The 16,571-nt window shown below is 42.8% G+C and carries 16 protein-coding genes; 10 read left to right on the top strand and 6 right to left on the bottom strand.

Annotation, left to right across the window (positions count from 1 at the left end):
• Positions 1-44: 44 nt before the first annotated feature.
• The 3 genes from glmM (at position 45) to DJ568_RS14125 (ending at position 3,288) form a co-directional block, all read left to right on the top strand.
• Positions 45-1,430, top strand: a complete 1,386-nt coding sequence (gene glmM, locus DJ568_RS14135; RefSeq protein WP_114005948.1) for a phosphoglucosamine mutase — start codon at positions 45-47, stop codon at positions 1,428-1,430.
• Between the two features lie 69 nt (positions 1,431-1,499).
• Entirely contained in the window at positions 1,500-2,636 is a 1,137-nt protein-coding gene (locus DJ568_RS14130) for a cysteine desulfurase family protein (RefSeq protein ID WP_114005947.1), read from the top strand.
• A gap of 121 nt (positions 2,637-2,757) precedes the next feature.
• Positions 2,758-3,288 (top strand): hypothetical protein, encoded by a 531-nt coding sequence (locus tag DJ568_RS14125; RefSeq protein ID WP_114005946.1) that lies wholly within the window; start codon positions 2,758-2,760, stop codon positions 3,286-3,288.
• A 113-nt stretch (positions 3,289-3,401) separates the two neighbouring features.
• On the opposite strand, the gene accD is transcribed toward DJ568_RS14125, so the two are convergent.
• Positions 3,402-4,271 (bottom strand): acetyl-CoA carboxylase, carboxyltransferase subunit beta, encoded by an 870-nt coding sequence (accD, locus tag DJ568_RS14120; RefSeq protein ID WP_114005945.1) that lies wholly within the window; start codon positions 4,269-4,271, stop codon positions 3,402-3,404.
• Between the two features lie 231 nt (positions 4,272-4,502).
• Between accD and fbaA the strand changes: the two genes are divergently transcribed.
• The 3 genes from fbaA (at position 4,503) to DJ568_RS14105 (ending at position 6,586) form a co-directional block, all read left to right on the top strand.
• Complete coding sequence (gene fbaA / locus DJ568_RS14115; RefSeq protein ID WP_114005944.1) at positions 4,503-5,582, top strand: class II fructose-bisphosphate aldolase; 1,080 nt, start codon at positions 4,503-4,505, stop codon at positions 5,580-5,582.
• Between the two features lie 91 nt (positions 5,583-5,673).
• A complete protein-coding gene (locus DJ568_RS14110; RefSeq protein WP_114005943.1) occupies positions 5,674-6,192 on the top strand; it encodes a low affinity iron permease family protein in 519 nt (172 codons plus the stop codon).
• Positions 6,152-6,586, top strand: coding sequence for a GNAT family N-acetyltransferase (locus tag DJ568_RS14105; RefSeq protein WP_114005942.1), 435 nt, complete (start codon positions 6,152-6,154; stop codon positions 6,584-6,586). The genes DJ568_RS14110 and DJ568_RS14105 overlap by 41 nt, the downstream gene beginning before the upstream one ends.
• 52 nt (positions 6,587-6,638) lie before the next feature.
• On the opposite strand, the gene DJ568_RS14100 is transcribed toward DJ568_RS14105, so the two are convergent.
• Both DJ568_RS14100 and DJ568_RS17490 read right to left on the bottom strand, forming a co-directional pair.
• Positions 6,639-6,914, bottom strand: a complete 276-nt coding sequence (locus DJ568_RS14100; RefSeq protein WP_114005941.1) for a hypothetical protein — start codon at positions 6,912-6,914, stop codon at positions 6,639-6,641.
• 8 nt (positions 6,915-6,922) lie between these two features.
• Positions 6,923-7,558: an MgtC/SapB family protein gene (locus DJ568_RS17490; RefSeq protein WP_114005940.1), complete on the bottom strand. Its 636-nt coding sequence runs from the start codon at positions 7,556-7,558 to the stop codon at positions 6,923-6,925.
• 194 nt (positions 7,559-7,752) lie between these two features.
• On the opposite strand from DJ568_RS17490, the gene DJ568_RS14090 reads away from it, so the two are divergent.
• From DJ568_RS14090 to DJ568_RS14075, 4 genes are all read left to right on the top strand, one after another.
• Positions 7,753-10,572 (top strand): TonB-dependent receptor, encoded by a 2,820-nt coding sequence (locus DJ568_RS14090; RefSeq protein ID WP_114005939.1) that lies wholly within the window; start codon positions 7,753-7,755, stop codon positions 10,570-10,572.
• Between the two features lie 53 nt (positions 10,573-10,625).
• Positions 10,626-11,705 carry a phytase gene (locus tag DJ568_RS14085; protein ID WP_114005938.1) on the top strand — a complete coding sequence of 360 codons (1,080 nt, stop codon included), beginning with the start codon at positions 10,626-10,628 and terminating at the stop codon, positions 11,703-11,705.
• Positions 11,706-11,902: 197 nt separating this feature from the next.
• The gene (locus DJ568_RS14080; RefSeq protein ID WP_114005937.1) at positions 11,903-13,945 is read left to right on the top strand and encodes a M3 family metallopeptidase; all 2,043 of its coding nucleotides are present in this window, start codon (positions 11,903-11,905) and stop codon (positions 13,943-13,945) included.
• A gap of 171 nt (positions 13,946-14,116) precedes the next feature.
• A complete protein-coding gene (locus DJ568_RS14075; protein ID WP_114005936.1) occupies positions 14,117-15,766 on the top strand; it encodes an MORN repeat-containing protein in 1,650 nt (549 codons plus the stop codon).
• Positions 15,767-15,856: 90 nt separating this feature from the next.
• Here the strand turns inward: DJ568_RS14075 and DJ568_RS14070 are convergent, their stop codons facing one another.
• The 3 genes from DJ568_RS14070 to DJ568_RS17250 are packed head-to-tail and all read right to left on the bottom strand — an operon-like array spanning position 15,857 to position 16,486.
• Positions 15,857-16,036: a hypothetical protein gene (locus tag DJ568_RS14070; protein ID WP_114005935.1), complete on the bottom strand. Its 180-nt coding sequence runs from the start codon at positions 16,034-16,036 to the stop codon at positions 15,857-15,859.
• A complete protein-coding gene (locus DJ568_RS14065) occupies positions 16,033-16,218 on the bottom strand; it encodes an outer membrane beta-barrel protein (RefSeq protein WP_233496696.1) in 186 nt (61 codons plus the stop codon). The genes DJ568_RS14070 and DJ568_RS14065 overlap by 4 nt, the downstream gene beginning before the upstream one ends.
• A gap of 34 nt (positions 16,219-16,252) precedes the next feature.
• Positions 16,253-16,486, bottom strand: coding sequence for a porin family protein (locus DJ568_RS17250; protein ID WP_158534938.1), 234 nt, complete (start codon positions 16,484-16,486; stop codon positions 16,253-16,255).
• Between the last annotated feature and the right edge of the window lie 85 nt (positions 16,487-16,571).

Here is a 16,571-nt window from a genome sequence, read left to right as displayed (position 1 = left end):
TGCGTCATGTAAATATCTTTACTTTTGCGCCTTAATATTGTATTGTGACTTTAATAAAATCAATTTCAGGCATCCGGGGTACTATAGGCGGCGCAGCCGGCGAAGGCTTAACTCCACTTGATATAGTAAAATTTACTTCGGCCTTTGGCAGTTGGGCAGTTAAAAAAGCAGGTGTAAAAAAAATGGTAGTGGGCCGCGATGCGCGCATCTCCGGAACCATGGTAAATAACCTGGTAATTGGCACCTTGCAGGGGCTGGGTATAGATGTGATTGACCTGGGATTATCTACTACGCCGACTGTGGAGGTGGCTGTGCCGCTCGAAAAGGCTGCCGGCGGTATTATAATAACGGCAAGCCATAATCCAAAGCAATGGAACGCGCTGAAATTGCTGAACGGCAACGGCGAATTTATCAGCGATGCTGACGGAAAGGAAGTATTAACTATTGCTGAGAATAGCGAAGTAGTTTTTGCTGACGTGGATAGCCTGGGTAACGTGGTGCAGAACGAAAGTTACCTGCAAAAACATATAGACCTGATACTTGCCTTACCATTGGTTGATACAGCTGCGATAGCCAACGCCAACTTTAAAGTAGTTATTGACTGCGTAAATTCAACCGGCGGGATATATGTGCCGGAGTTGTTAAAGGCTTTGGGCGTACAAACTATACATGAGCTGTATTGCGAACCTAACGGGCATTTTCCGCATAACCCGGAACCGCTTCCTGAAAACCTTACAGCCATATCGGCCGAGGTGGTGGCTAAACAAGCCGATTTGGGTATCGTGGTTGACCCTGATGTAGACCGCCTGTGCTTTGTTAATGAAGATGGGAGTATGTTTGGTGAAGAATATACTCTTGTAGCCGTTGCCGATTATGTGTTGCAGCATACCAAAGGCAATACGGTATCAAACCTGTCGTCAACCCGCGCACTTCGCGATGTAACCGAAGCTGCCGGCGGCACTTATGCTGCAGCTGCCGTAGGAGAGGTTAATGTGGTAAATAGAATGAAAGAAACCGGAGCTGTTATTGGTGGAGAAGGCAATGGTGGTGTGATATACCCTGAACTGCATTACGGACGCGATGCCCTTGCAGGCATAGCGTTGTTTTTAACACACCTTGCAAAATCCGGAAAGCCGATATCTGTGCTTAAAAGCTCGTACCCCGACTATTTTATATCCAAAAACAAAATTGAATTACAGCCGGGCATGGATATAGATGGCTTACTGTTAAAGGTAGAAGAAAAATATAAGCATCAACCATACTCTACTATTGACGGGCTTAAAATTGAATTTGACAAGGAATGGGTTCATCTGCGTAAGTCAAACACCGAGCCTATTATCCGTATTTACTCAGAGAGCAGGTCTGAGCAGACTGCTAATCAACTGGCAGAAAAAATAATTGCAGATATAAAAGGTATATTGGGAATTTAGGTCCGGAAATATTCAAATGGATGATGAGCGCGGGAACTAATCGGTAATCACGGATATCTAATCACTAACATGAGAGTTTACTTAGATAATGCAGCCACTACACCGATGGACCCGGAGGTGTTAAAAGAAATGTATAAGGTAATGGAAAGCCACTACGGCAATCCATCATCAATACACGCGCATGGCCGCGAGGCACGCACGCTGGTTGAACGCTCGCGCAAAACGATCGCGGGCTTACTTCACACATCACCTGCTGAGATTTTTTTTACAAGCGGTGGCACCGAGGCCGACAATACAGCCATCAGGTGCGGTATTATTGATCATCATTTAACACACGCTATCACCAGTCGTACCGAGCATCATGCCGTTATTCATACATTGGAGGCATTAGAAAAATCCGGCATTATTAAGTTAAGCTTTGTTGATACAGACGAAAAAGGCAACGTAGATTATAACCATTTAGAAAGGTTGTTGCAGGATAATGAGCGTACGTTTGTATCGCTGATGCATGCCAATAACGAAATAGGTACTATTACAGATATTGAGCGGGTAGGTAATATTTGCGAGCAGTATAACGCAATTTTTCATAGCGACACGGTGCAAACGATGGGGCATTACCCGCACGATTTAAGCAAGCTTAAAGTGCATTTTTTGGTATGTGCGGCGCATAAACTTCATGGTCCAAAGGGTGTGGGTTTTTTGCACGTAAACCATCGTATAAAAATAAAGCCCATGATTTACGGCGGGTCCCAGGAACGCAATATGCGTGGCGGCACTGAGAATATATACGGCATAGCCGGACTGGCCAAAGCGCTTGAACTCGCATATAAAGATATGCATGAGCATCAACAGTATATACAGGGCTTAAAACTGTATATGATAGAGCAGCTTAAAAATGAAGTGCCCGGAGTGAGCTTTAATGGAGAAATTGAGCCCGAAAAAAGTTTGTACACGGTTTTAAATGTATCCTTCCCGGAAATGGATATGGCCGACATGCTGTTATTTAATCTTGATATTTCAGGTATATCAGCATCAGGGGGCAGTGCCTGCAGTTCTGGCACCGATATCGGATCGCATGTACTTGGGGCTATAGGTGCCAACTCGGCGCGGCCATCAGTGCGCTTTTCATTTTCAAAATATAATACTAAGCAAGAGATTGATTATACTGTTGCTAAAATGCGTGAGCTTTGCGCGCCCGGCTTGTAATCATAGTTCTGCTCATTAAATAAGCATATAGCGGCAACGCAAACCATTGTGCCGGTTTTTATTTAATAAAAACAATACGTAATGCCCGGTAGTTTATTAAATAGATTAATTAATAAAACCTATGGCAGCAAACAACGAATTTCCATGGAATGATCAGGACGATCAGCCGGAATATAAGAACAAATTTGAGGAGACACGTGCGGGCGATCCGGATGATGACTTCGAGAAGGACGAAAATGACGAAACCGATGAGTTTTTAAATGACGAAAACCTTGATCCCGAATATGATAACCTGCTGGGAGACGACATAGCTTTTGATCGCAATTACGATGAAAGCGAAGGTAATGGGTTTGACGAAGACAAGGATTTTGAAGCTCATCTGGCTCCTGAATCAGTAGATCCGGATCCAAATGAAATACCTGAAAAGCAGGAGTCGGAACAGGAAGGTTCAGGTTATGAGCCACGCCGTGAGTATAGCCAGCCGCAGGAAGGCAATGATACCTCATACAGCGAACAAACAGACGTTACACCGCCTCGCCAGCCGGAAGTTCCGGGAGGAAGCCCGGCTGAAGCTTACCGCTCATCAGAGGGCCATGGACGTACTACCGGACGAATGGTAGGGCATGAACCCGGTACGGAAGGAGCAGTGTAAACTCTAACAGATAATGGAAAGCAAATAAGCCGCTTGTACTATACAAGCGGCTTATTTTTGATGTGTATTTATCTTATTTGTTTTTGCAACGGCCAAGCGGTAGCCAACGCGCTCTAAATTTCTTCCTTTACATCCCCAGCCGGCATTACCATCCTGATAAACGAAGCCAGTTTTTCTTTCATTTCACGGCGGTCGACTATAAAGTCTAAAAACCCATGTTCCTGTACAAATTCAGCGGTCTGGAAACCTTTGGGAAGATCTTTCTTGATTGTCTCTTTAATTACGCGCGGGCCTGCAAAGCCTATCAGCGCTCCCGGCTCAGCTATATTGATATCGCCCAGCATAGCGTATGATGCGGTTACACCGCCGGTAGTAGGGTCGGTAAGCAATGATATATACGGCACCTTAGCCTGCGATAACAACGCTAACTTGGCTGATGTTTTTGCCATCTGCATCAGCGAGAACGCTGCTTCCATCATACGTGCGCCGCCCGATTTGGATATCATCAGGAAAGGAATTTTGTTTTTTATGCTATGATCGATAGAACGGGCAATCTTTTCGCCTACTACCGAACCCATTGAACCACCTATAAAGTTAAAATCCATGCAGGCAATCACAATGTCTAAACCATCAATTTTCCCGTGGCCGGCACGTATAGCGTCCTTAAGCCCGGTTTTGGTTTGAGTTTCTTTTAACCTGTCGGTATATTTACGGGTGTCTTCAAAGTGCAAAGGGTCGCCTGATACAAGATCCGTAAACAGTTCGGTATATTCATTATTGTCAAACAAGATCGAAAAATATTCTTTGGATCCTATACGAAGGTGATACCCGCAATAGTGGCAAACATATTGATTTTCAACTTGTTCAGAGTAGTGTAGAGGCTTTTTACATTCCGGGCATTTATTCCATATGCCATCAGGGGTTTCTTTCTTTTCCTGAGTAGTCGTAATTATCCCTTTGATTTCCCGTTTAAACCACGCCATATTTTTATCGAAGTCTTGCAATATGATGCAAAGAAACGAAATTATTTTTTGTTTGCGGTTAATTATGTTGTAAGGTTAAAATCTTACCAGCCATCAGCGCGGCCTGTGTGTACAATTAATGGTGTAAAAAATACACTATGTTAATAAAAATTCTCTATCAAAAAGGTAGTTTACAGCGTAAAGCACCAAAATTTTCTTACCTTTGCAATCCAAACCAAACGTTATTGATTAATGAGTTTAAAAGATTACAAGGGTGTTTTGCACGGCGATCAGGTGCAGGAACTATTTGAAGCAGCTAAAAAGCATCAGTTTGCTTTACCGGCAGTAAATGTTATAGGTACTAACACTGTTAACGCCGTAATGGAAACAGCCAAAGCAGTTAATTCACCTGTTATTATCCAGCTATCAAACGGCGGCGCACAATTTTACGCAGGCAAATCATTAGATAATTCTAAACTGCAGGCTTGCATACTGGGTGCTGTTTCTGCTGCAAAGCACGTACACCTATTGGCTGAACATTATGGTGTTGCGGTTATTTTGCATACTGACCACGCGGCAAAAAAGTTGTTACCCTGGATAGATGGCTTGTTGGAACATGGCGAAAAATTCTTTGCTGAAACCGGCAAACCATTGTTTTCTTCACACATGCTTGATCTATCAGAGGAGCCTATTGAAGAGAATATTGAAATATCAGCTAAATATCTTGAGCGTATGGCTAAAATGGGTATGACTGTTGAAATTGAGTTGGGCGTAACAGGCGGTGAGGAAGATGGTGTGGACAACAGCGACGTTGACAGCTCTAAATTGTATACCCAGCCGGAGGACGTAGCTTATTCTTATGAGCATCTTTCAAAAGTGAGTCACCGCTTTACCGTGGCTGCCGCTTTTGGTAACGTACATGGTGTGTACAAACCCGGTAATGTAAAACTGCAACCTATTATCCTGCATAACTCACAAGAGTATCTTAAAAAGAAGCACGGACTTACTGCGGAGAAGCCAATTAACTTTGTATTCCACGGTGGTTCAGGCTCAAGCCAGGAAGAAATACGTGAAGCTATTTCATACGGCGCTATCAAAATGAATATTGATACCGATATGCAATGGGCGTTTTGGGAGGGCATCAAAGATTACTATCAATCTAAAGAAGCTTACCTGCAGGAGCAGATTGGAAACCCTGAAGGTGCAGATTCCCCTAACAAGAAATACTATGATCCGCGTGTTTGGTTGCGTAAGGGTGAGGAGCAGTTTGTTAAACGCTTAACCGACGCATTTGCCGACTTGAATTGTTTAGATGCAAACAGTAAGCTGTAACAACAGCAACTAACGATATCATCAAGAGCGCCGGTAAACATTGGCGCTCTTTTTTTGTATCATACTATATATTTTAGGATACTTATATATTATGGTTGCAAAGAAACGGAAGAAGAAGCAAAACATGTTTGAACGTTTTGCTAACTGGGCAACAAATGTTACCGGCAGTTCGGCTGCTTTTATAATAGCAATATCGGTAATTGTAGTATGGGCGATAACCGGACCCGTATTTGGTTACAGCGATACCTGGCAACTTATTATAAATACTGGCACCACTATCATTACTTTTTTGATGGTTTTTTTGATACAAAAAACTCAAAATAAGGATTCAAAAGCGATACATCTTAAGCTGAACGAATTGATTGCTTCGCACGAAGGTGCAAGCAACAGGATGGTTGATTTAGAGGATTTGAGCGAAGTAGAACTGGACAAGCTCCATAAATTTTATGAGGAATTATCAGAACTGGCCGAAGAGGAAGATGATATTTTATGCACACACTCCATTGATGCCGCGGTAGATAATCACGCGCAAAAGGTTAACAAATACAAACAAAAGCCGCACTATAAAAATGCACGCAGCTCCCAAAATTCAGGTAAACAAAGCAAGTAGCGATAAAGATTTACAAGCCGTGTTCAGCATACGGCGTACAGTGTTTGTAGATGAGCAAAATTGCCCGCCTGAGCTGGAGTGGGGGTTTGAAGATGAATCTACCCATTTTTTAGCCATGGCAGAAGGTGAACCCGCCGGAGCCGCACGCTGGCGAAAAACTGCCAACGGGTATAAGCTGGAGCGTTTTGCTGTACTAAAACGTTACAGGGGTAAAGGAGTTGCCCAGGCACTCGTGCAGGCTGTACTAAACGACTTGCCTGCTGACGCAGATTATATCTACCTAAATGCCCAGATACCGGCAATTCGACTATACGCTAAATTCGGCTTTAAACAAACCGGGCCGCAATTTGATGAAGCCGGCATACAACACTACAAAATGGTGTCGGAAAAATAAATACTTTCGAACACTCTGTTTCATCAATACTATAGTTGCAAACAAAATTGGTTTAAAACCCACCGGTATATCCACTAATAGTCGAACCTATTTTTTCCACTATTTCTTCATCCAGCGTTCCATCCTGTTGTTCCCAGCACTCCGGTTCATCACAAGTTTTTACCAGGGTGCAAAGATGCTGGTTATTCGCCACAATTACATAGGTTTCATTGCATGGTACAACCAGTACGTTGCTGTAGTCGCCGGTGTCATAAAGGTCAACTTCAATATGGAAAGGTTCCTGAGGTGGGCCTTCGCTGTCTAATTCAAAATCATCGTCAAAATTCATATTCGTGTTTAGTGAAATTCTCTTATTTCCTTCATCTCCACCATTTCCAGGCTAAGCTTATCCGCATTTTTCTTGGTGCCTGTTATTTCCAGCACGGCGCTAAGGGTGCGGTCAGTTTTGTAGACTTCAAGGCGTTTGCTTTTCAAATGGTGTTCTTTAATCTTTTGTTCCAACAGCTGTAGTTGGCTAAGGTCATAATTATTAAAGCTTATATTAAGTATTTTATTCTTTTTGAGGCTGCCTATCAAGAGCTCAATCTTATTTACCAAAATCAGTATGATAAGCGTAATAGCTGTAAATACAACTGCCAACGAATGGTATCCGATTCCGGCTGTCATACCTATTGCTGCGGCCGTCCAAATAACAGCAGCAGTTGTAAGGCCTAAAACAGACATCTTATCTTTAAAAATTACGCCGGCACCAATAAAGCCTATGCCTGTAATAATATTTGCCGATATACGGTCGTCGGTACCGGCGCCGTAACGTGATACTATGGTGAAGATGGTTGACCCTAAAGTGATAAGCATTATAGTACGAAAACCGGTTGATTTGTTTTTATACTCGCGTTCAAAGCCTATTGCACCCCCGCATAGTACGGAGGTTATAATACTAATGATATCCCTTAACTCTATACTGAAATCCATGCTTTTTATTGATTAAACACTGCTAACAAGGTTGTGTTTACTTTATGTTAAAATGTAGCTATCAAAAATTTAAATCAGGCGCACATCCGCGTTAATACTTAACGGTAAAATCATATATAGTACATAATACTATAATTAGCACTTTATCTATTATTAATCCACGCCGGATAACATTGCAGCTTAAAATTATCTATATGCTTCAATCTTTATCTAAGTTTTTTGCGGTGGTATTAAGCTGCATCCTTTTTGCCAATTTTGCCTTTGCGCAAAGCGGTTTTATTGCCGGTAAGGTTATAGATGGAAATACCAAACTATCTTTACCCGGCGCTACCTTAAAATTGAGTGCCGGTAACCGTTATACGGTATCAGGCAGCCAGGGCAATTATGAGTTTTTAAATGTTCCCGCAGGCAATTATACGGTTACGGTTACTTACATTGGCTTTAAGCTTTATTCGGCCCAGGTTACAGTTGTTCCGGGCAAAGTTGCCGAACTTATCGTTTTGATGGAAGAAGGCGGCCTGGCAGGAAACGAAGTTGTTATTATGGGCGACCGTTTACGTGGGCAGGCCAGGGCGCTTAATCAACAGAAAACCAACCCCAACATCACCAACGTCGTATCGTCCGATCAGATAGGCCGGTTCCCGGACCAAAACATAGGCGACGCGATGAAACGTATTCCCGGTATTACCATGCAAAACGACCAGGGGGAAGCGCGCGACATCATTATACGCGGTATAGCGCCTGAGCTAAACTCGGTATCGTTGAATGGCGATCGTATACCAAGCGCCGAAGGCGACAACCGCCGTGTACAGATGGACCTGATACCATCAGACATGATACAAACCATAGAAGTAAACAAAACCCTTACGCCTGACATGGATGCCGATGCGATTGGCGGATCAGTAAACCTGATTACTCGTGCTGCCCCTAACGGCCTGCGTTTGTCGGGCACACTATCGTCGGGTTATAATCCAATAAGAGAAAAAGCCCTTTATACAGGCTCGCTTATCGCCGGTAACCGTTTTTTTGATAATAGGTTGGGAGTGGTGTTAAGTGCATCATACAACAACAATGATTACGGATCAGACGATGTGGAGGCTGTTTGGAAAAAAGATGACGATGGTAACGTATATGTAGAAGAGCAGGAAGTACGCAAATATGACGTTCAACGCATCCGCCGCAGTGTTTCGCTGGCATCTGATTTTAAAATTGATGCGCGCAACAGTTTATCGTTTACCAGTATATACAACTGGCGCGACGATCGCGAGAATCGTTATCGCCTGCGTTATACAGATATCGAGCCCGACGGCGAGGGCGGGTTTGTAGGTAGTATACAACGTGAAACCAAGGGCGGTATCAACAATGGCCGCAACAAAAGCCGCCGTTTAGAAGACCAGCGTGTAAAAAACTTTTCATTACGTGGAGACCATTTGCTTGGATCAGCAATTAACCTGGACTGGGGTCTATCATACAGCGATGCGCGCGAATTGCGCCCTAATGAGCGTTATATAAGTTTTGAGGCTGAGGAGCAGCCGGTTAGCTTAAATCTAAGCAATATTCAGCGTCCGTTAGCGTCAGCTACTACGCCTTTAGCTGATTATGGTTTAAAGGAAATTACCGAAAATCGTAACTACACTAAGGAAAGCGAAACCGGTGCAAGAATTAACCTGCGCTTTCCTTTCAGTGTTGTGGACGGACAAAAGGGTCGTTTGCGTGTGGGTGGCCGGTTGCGGTTGAAGAAAAAGAACCGTAATAATAACTTTTTTGAGTATGCCCCCGTAGGCAGTAATGAATCATTGTTTGAAAATTTAACAACTCTACCTACGCATGCAATTAATTTAAAAAACTTTCAACCGGGCGCACAGTACCAATTGGGTAGTTTAGTTCCGGCAACATTTTTAGGAAATCTTGATCTGGCTAATACTTCGCTGTTTGAAGCGGAAAGTGTGCCCAGCGAATTTGCCTCCATTAACTATAATGCTAAAGAAACTATTACCGCGGGCTACCTGCGTTGGGACCAGGATTTTAGCGAAAAGTTATCAATGATAGCGGGTGTGCGTTTTGAAAATACCAGTATTAATTATACCGGTAACATAGTGGAGGACGAAGAGGAGATTACCGGTCAGCGCACAAATAGCAACAGTTACCTTAACGTGCTACCATCGTTAATGTTTAAGTATAATGCCGATGAGGATCTGGTATTCCGTTTGGCTGCCACAACATCAATTGCGCGCCCGAATTATTATGACCTGGTACCATTTTTTGACAACCGAATAGGTGACCAGGAATTATTTTTAGGCAACGAGAATTTAAAAGCTGCATATGCCTATAATCTTGACTTTATGGTGGAGAAGTATTTTAGCTCGGTAGGTTTACTTTCGGCAGGAGTATTTTACAAAAACATAAACAATTTTATCTACAGGTACCGTAATGCATCATATAAAGCTGCTGATTTTAGTAACGATTTCCCGGACCTTGATAACCCTATTGAGGGCAACGATCAATGGACATTTATTCAGCCGCGAAATGGGGATAAGGTAAATGTATATGGCTTTGAGGTTGCTTTTCAACGTCAGCTGGAGTTTTTACCAGGCTTTTTAAAGCACTTTGGCGTATACGCCAATTATACCTTCACCCGCTCAAAGGCCAGTGGTATTTATAATGCAGATGGTGAACTGCGCAATGATGTTAAATTTCCCGGAACGGCGCCTAACCTGTTCAATTTCTCGTTATCTTATGAAACCAAAAAGTTTACCTCACGGCTGTCTGCTAACTTCGCCGACTCTTATGTGTACGAGCTAGGCGGTGAAGCTTTTGAAGATAGTTATTACGACAAGCAATTTTTCCTAGATGCAAACGCATCATACCGCATATTGCCGAAATGGCGCATATTCGCCGAAGCTAATAACCTAACTAATCAGCCGTTAAGATTTTACCAGGGGACTAAGAATCAAACCATGCAGATTGAGTTTTACCGTCCGCGCTTTAACGTGGGTATTAAATTCGATATGTAATCGAACTGAATTTCTTACAGCCGGGTTATTACACCCGGCTTAATCAATTACAAATGAAAAAATATATTGCACAGTTAACCCTGCTTAGCGCACTGGCAGGCTGCGGGTATAAACAGCAATCTGCCACGGCACAAAAGCCGGTGGCCACTGATTCTGTAGGCAAGTTGGTGCCGGTTGTTATAACTGATACTGTAACACATGACACCGACGATCCGGCTATTTGGATAAACCCGGCGGATGCGTCAAAATCGTTGATTGTTGGAACTGATAAAGATGTAAACGGCGCATTGTATGTGTTTGATTTGGAGGGGAAGGTTGTAAACAAGGTAGCCAATCTTAAACGTCCCAATAATGTAGACATAGCCTACGGACTTTTACTTGGCGGTAAGCCAGTAGACATCGCCGTGGTTACAGAACGAAAAACACACAAGTTAAGGATATTTTCCCTGCCGGACATGAAAGCGGTAGACAACGGCGGCATACCCGTATTTGAAGGTGAGACGACAGCTGACTATCGCGACCTGATGGGTATAGCGCTTTACACCAGTCCCGCTAAAGAAATATACGCGATAGTAGGACGTAAAACCGGTCCAACGGATGGCACATACCTTTGGCAGTATTTATTAACTGATGACGGCAGCGGCAAGGTAAAAGCCACACTTAAACGTAAATTTGGTAAGTACAGCGGGAAAAAGGAAATCGAATCGATAGCGGCAGACAACGAACTCGGTTATATATATTACGCTGATGAAGGTGCCGGTGTACACAAGTACTACGCCGATCCCGCTAAGGGTAATCATGAACTCGCCTTTTTCGGCACCAGGGATTTTGCAGAAGATGTTGAAGGTATATCAATTTACAAAACGGGTGCCGGTACGGGGTATATCCTTGTTTCTGACCAACAGGCAAACAAGTTTAACGTATATAAACGTGAAGGTAGTGCAGAAAACCACAATGAGCATACAGTGATAGCCAGCATTCCATTTTCAACGCTGGAGAGTGATGGCTCAGAAGTAACAAATGTCAATTTAAACAAACGATTTCCTAAAGGCTTATTTGTAGCTATGACAAATGGCAAAACTTTTCATTATTATGACTGGCGCGATATTGAATCACGAATAGTTAGCAAATAAATCCAGGGTATTCTTAAAAGAGTTAGCGTCCTGTTTTACTAAAAAGCGGGACGCTTTTTGTAATTATCCTAACTTTTAAATATCAATGGCCACAGCCATTTTGCAGGAATATTAGTGAGCGTTAAATTGCAAATATTTTTTTCTGTTTATATTTACAGTGACCCCGGATAAACCGGTGTTGTAACGGCCTCATTTATATGTTTAAAAAATACCCAATGCTGGCAGCGGTGAGCTTACTGCTGTCAGGTACGTCGCTGGTAATGGCACAGTCGCCCGCCAGTGTTAACCCACTGTTGGTGCACAGCAATGCCCCTATACAGTTCAAAAACGTCACCCCTGCCAATATTAAAGATGGAGTCGCCAGGATTATTGCTGAGTCAGACGGGCTTATTAAAAAGCTCACGACGGTGCCGTCCGGCAAAAAAAGCTTCGAAAACACAATGATGGTGGTAGATAAGATCAATTACAATGTAACTGATCTGCAGTCAAAGCTCGGCTTGATCGCGTCTACCTATAGTGAAGATGCTATAAGGGACACAGCCACTGTCGAAGCAGGCAAGCTCGGCACTTACGCAGGAAATTTATATCTTAATGAACCTTTGTATAAAGCGATTAAATCCTATGCTTCAACTGCAGTTAACCTGCGACCGGATCAGCAAAAATTTTTAAATGAAACGATCTTTTCTTTTGAGAAGAATGGCATGAAGCTAAGTACAGATGCACGCAAAGAGCTGTTTGCACTTAATGAGAAACTTGTAAAAATAGGTTTGGCGTTTGATAAAAATATTGCTGAGTGGAAAGACAGCCTTGTGTTTAATGCTGCTCAATTGAAAGGTGTACCACCAGAGTTCCTGGCAAAATGGAAACGGGGCAATGACCGGTATGTGGTTAAGATAAACAATGCAAACGCCGTAGCACTTTATGAAAACGCCGATGAAGAAGAAACCCGCAAAAGCGTATACATGCGCTACATGAATATAGCCTATCCGGCAAACATACAACAACTGGATAGTTTATTATATTACCGTAATATGTATGCCAGCAAACTCGGCTTTAAAACTTATGCCGAATATACGCTGGCGGATAAAATGGCGGCCCGTCCGGTTAATGTTTGGGCTTTTGAAAATGATCTGGTTGCCAAGCTTACGCCCGTTGTTAAAAATGAACTGGCAGAGTTTAGCGCCCAAAAAACATCGGGTGCGTTAAATCCCTGGGATTTTCAGTATTACAAAAAGAAACTGCTTAACAAAAAATATCAGCTTGACCCTAACGAGGTAAAGGAATATTTTGAAATGGAAAACACGCTGAAAGGGATGTTTACCATATATGAGCAGTTGTTTAACCTAAAGATAGTACCCGTAGCCGGTTTACCGGTTTGGGACAGCAAGGTAAAAAGTTACGATATGTTTATGGATGGCAAAAAGGTAGGATCATTTTATCTTGATCTGTATCCGCGTCCGAATAAGTATAATCACTTTGCATGTTTTCCTATTAATATATACCGCAAAGCAAACGGACAGGAAGTATTACCGGTTGCGGCACTGGTATGTAACTTTAGTGAAGGCACCGCCGAAATACCGTCACTTGTTGCGCATCATGATGTGGTGACGCTTTTCCATGAGTTCGGTCACTTGGTTCACTCATTACTTGGCCGGTCTGTTATAGCATCACAAATGCCGTTTGCCACCAAGGGTGATTTTGTTGAAGCGCCATCACAGTTTTTAGAGAACTGGTGCTACGAGTATGAACCATTGAGCATGTTTGCCAGGCATTACAAAACCGGAAAAGCTTTACCTAAACAGCTGTTTGATAAAATGAAAGCAGCAGAAAAAGTAGGCATAGCCAGCATGTACATCAGGCAGGTGTATTATGGCATGCTTGATTTTACTTATGAAGACAAGTATGATAGCATAAGGAACACCAGCCTTAATGATGTGGCGTTGAACATGAGCCGGATGACATTGTTGCCCTCGCATCCGGATACACATTTTATTTGCTCGTTCGGACATCTTAACGGATATGGGGCCAACTATTACGGTTATATGTGGAGTAAGGTGTATGCTGAAGACATGTTTTCAGTATTTAAAAAGAAAGGGGTTATGGATAAGGCCAGCGGTTTAAAATATCGTAAGGAAATACTGGAGAAGGCGGCGACCAAGCCCGAGATTGATATGGTGAAAGCATTTTTAGGACGAGAACCTAATGCTGCTGCATTTTCTGAGTCCATAGGCGTTAAATAGCTTTTTAGTAGCGCTATTAAAAGGCTGGCTTGAGATATCGGGCCAGCCTTTTTTTTATAACAGCTTATGGTAAGCGGCTTACATAGTTACTCTACAATCGTAACAATATACCGTTATGAGGGTATATGTTTCTGATACCTCTTTTTGCAACTTGCGTGTCAAATACCAACCATGACAAGTTTAAAAAAAATCGGTATCGCAGCGGCGGCACTTTATTTATCAGTGAACATTGCTTATGCACAACCCACTGCGCAGGCACAATATAACGAATACAAGAAATTGCAGCGTGCTACTGAAAGAGCGTTCGCTGTACCGGCACCATCAGGTTCTACCAACGGTTATAAACCTGCCACCCAAACGGCCACAGCGTCCTCATCATCATCTCAACGATCTTCCACGGGAGCCATTTACACGCCATCGGCAAAAACCAACGTATACGCTGATGATCGCGTAATGAAACGAAATGCTGCGATAGATACAAAAAATGCTGCCCGTTTAGCAGCTTATGAAGAAAAAGAAAATAAACTTGAGAAATTAATCAACGATAGCGGACTTGAGCGCACAGGCGAGAATTATAACACTTTTATAGAATTTGCACTGGCTGCCGGCTTTGACTATTATGGTGCGAGTAGGATACTCGGGGGCAGCCCTGAGGGGTATGACGCTAACAGGCGCAGGGAAAAAGGTATAACAACAGCCTTTTACCAGGGCAGCACAAAGTCCATTTGTGAGGGCGACTGCACCGAAACGCTAACTCTTGCAGATGGGGCCGGTACTTACGTAGGGAATACTAAACAAGGGTTGCCGCACGGAAAAGGGTTGTTAAGCCTTAAAAACGGCGACAAACACGAAGGAAACTTTGACATGGGGGTTTTAAGCGGTAATGTTAAAATTACCATGGCGAACGGTGACTTTTACGAAGGCGGATACAAACACAATATGCTCAATGGGCAGGGGAAATTAGTGTACGCGGATGGCGAGGGGGATGAAGGTGTTTTTAAAGACAATAAGATTTATAGCGGTACAGTAACGCAAAAGCGTAAACTTTTTACACATACCGGTAGCTGGACTGCTGGCAAGGAAACCGGGGTACATACCTATAAGTTTGCCGATGGCCGGGTAAAAACTGTCGATTTTGATGACAAAAGCATTTATCGTAAAATATATACCAATGGTACCGAGTATGAAGGCGAGCCTATATCAACAACGGCGCCATATCGCGGTAAAATGACATTTGAAAATAAAGCTACCTTTGAAGGTATTTTTGATAAAGAGGGGAATTTTTCTAAAGGTTATTATGTTGACACAAAGGGTAATACCTTCGAAGGCGAGTATCGTAACCTACGTAGATATCGCGGAAAAAGTGTACGAAATGGTGACATTTTCGAAGGAGAGTTTCAACCCAATGGAAACGATATTAAGGCGGGTAAATATACTAAACCCAATAAAGTTGAATATGGTATGTGGAATGCCGGCAGCCTGCGTGAAGGCTATAGCCGCATAGAAGAAGGCGGCAGGGTAATGGAACGTATTTACAAGGAAGATAAAGAAATTGGTCCCCTTGTATATTACCGTACAGACGGCACGGTTTTTACCGGCATTATAGGCGCTGTTGATGGCTATCAGTTTACCGGTCTTTTAAAGGGCACTGATGGTAAGTCAACACCTTATTCATTAAGTAATGAAGGAAGTTGGGAGGAAATGGAAGGCGAAGCTGCTCTTAAAGCGGCAGCTTACGCTAAAGTAGCCGAGACCGCTATAGTAAAGGGGCGTGCATTGTATATCGAAGCGGTAAAGTTTAATCCGGCTGTAGCACTTTAGGAATCGGGCAGGCAATTATAACAGTTGGTTATCACTTAAAATTGATAAAACCAAGCCTTAGAACCCTAAAGCTTGGTTTATCAGGTTTTTTTAAAACGCTAATCCAATATTTACGCTCGAAACACTGTTACGTAAAGGAGAGCCTGTATTATCCTTCAATACATCACTATCGCCACTCTGGCCGTTAAGTTCTATAAATAGCCGTGTTTTTTCAGCCACAGGGAACCTTACACCTATACCAATATCAAAGCCTATATCTGTACTGCTCATAACTGATTAATATCCGTGTTGGCAATAGATGTTTTCACGTTCAACAAGAAAGCTACATAAGGGCCGAAATGTAAATACCAATTTTTTGTACGTCCAAAATGCCAGTTAGCCATCACGGGTATAGTCAAATAATCCAGCTTATAATTCGTGGCCATGTGCGTTATTACGCCGTTATCGTCCATAAGCTCAAGGAAGCCCTGGTCCCAGCCCTTTTGATCATAAATTAACCTGCCTTTTAATACTCCAGGTAGGCGAAAAATAGTGGTCAATGGAAACGCCCAGGTTAAATCCCTGACGGTAATCGCTGTTAGTGTTGCCACCGCTGGTAACCGTGGCGGCATTGTAACCAATATTAACGCCAAATTCGTTTGTTCCTTTTTCCTTTGCTTGCGAAAAGGCTAGTGTGCTGATGCACGATACAATAAAAATTGTAGTAAAGATTTTTTTCATATACTGTGATAATGTTAATAATGGAGGCGAAGATAATATTGCAAAGCAATCCTTATGCAATGTTTAAAAGGATTTGCAAGTGCTT

The sequence above is a fragment of the Mucilaginibacter hurinus genome (assembly GCF_003324525.1).
Lineage (GTDB): Bacteria > Bacteroidota > Bacteroidia > Sphingobacteriales > Sphingobacteriaceae > Mucilaginibacter > Mucilaginibacter hurinus.
Note: the sequence above shows the minus strand (reverse complement) of the source record. Positions and strands in the feature narration are given on the sequence as shown.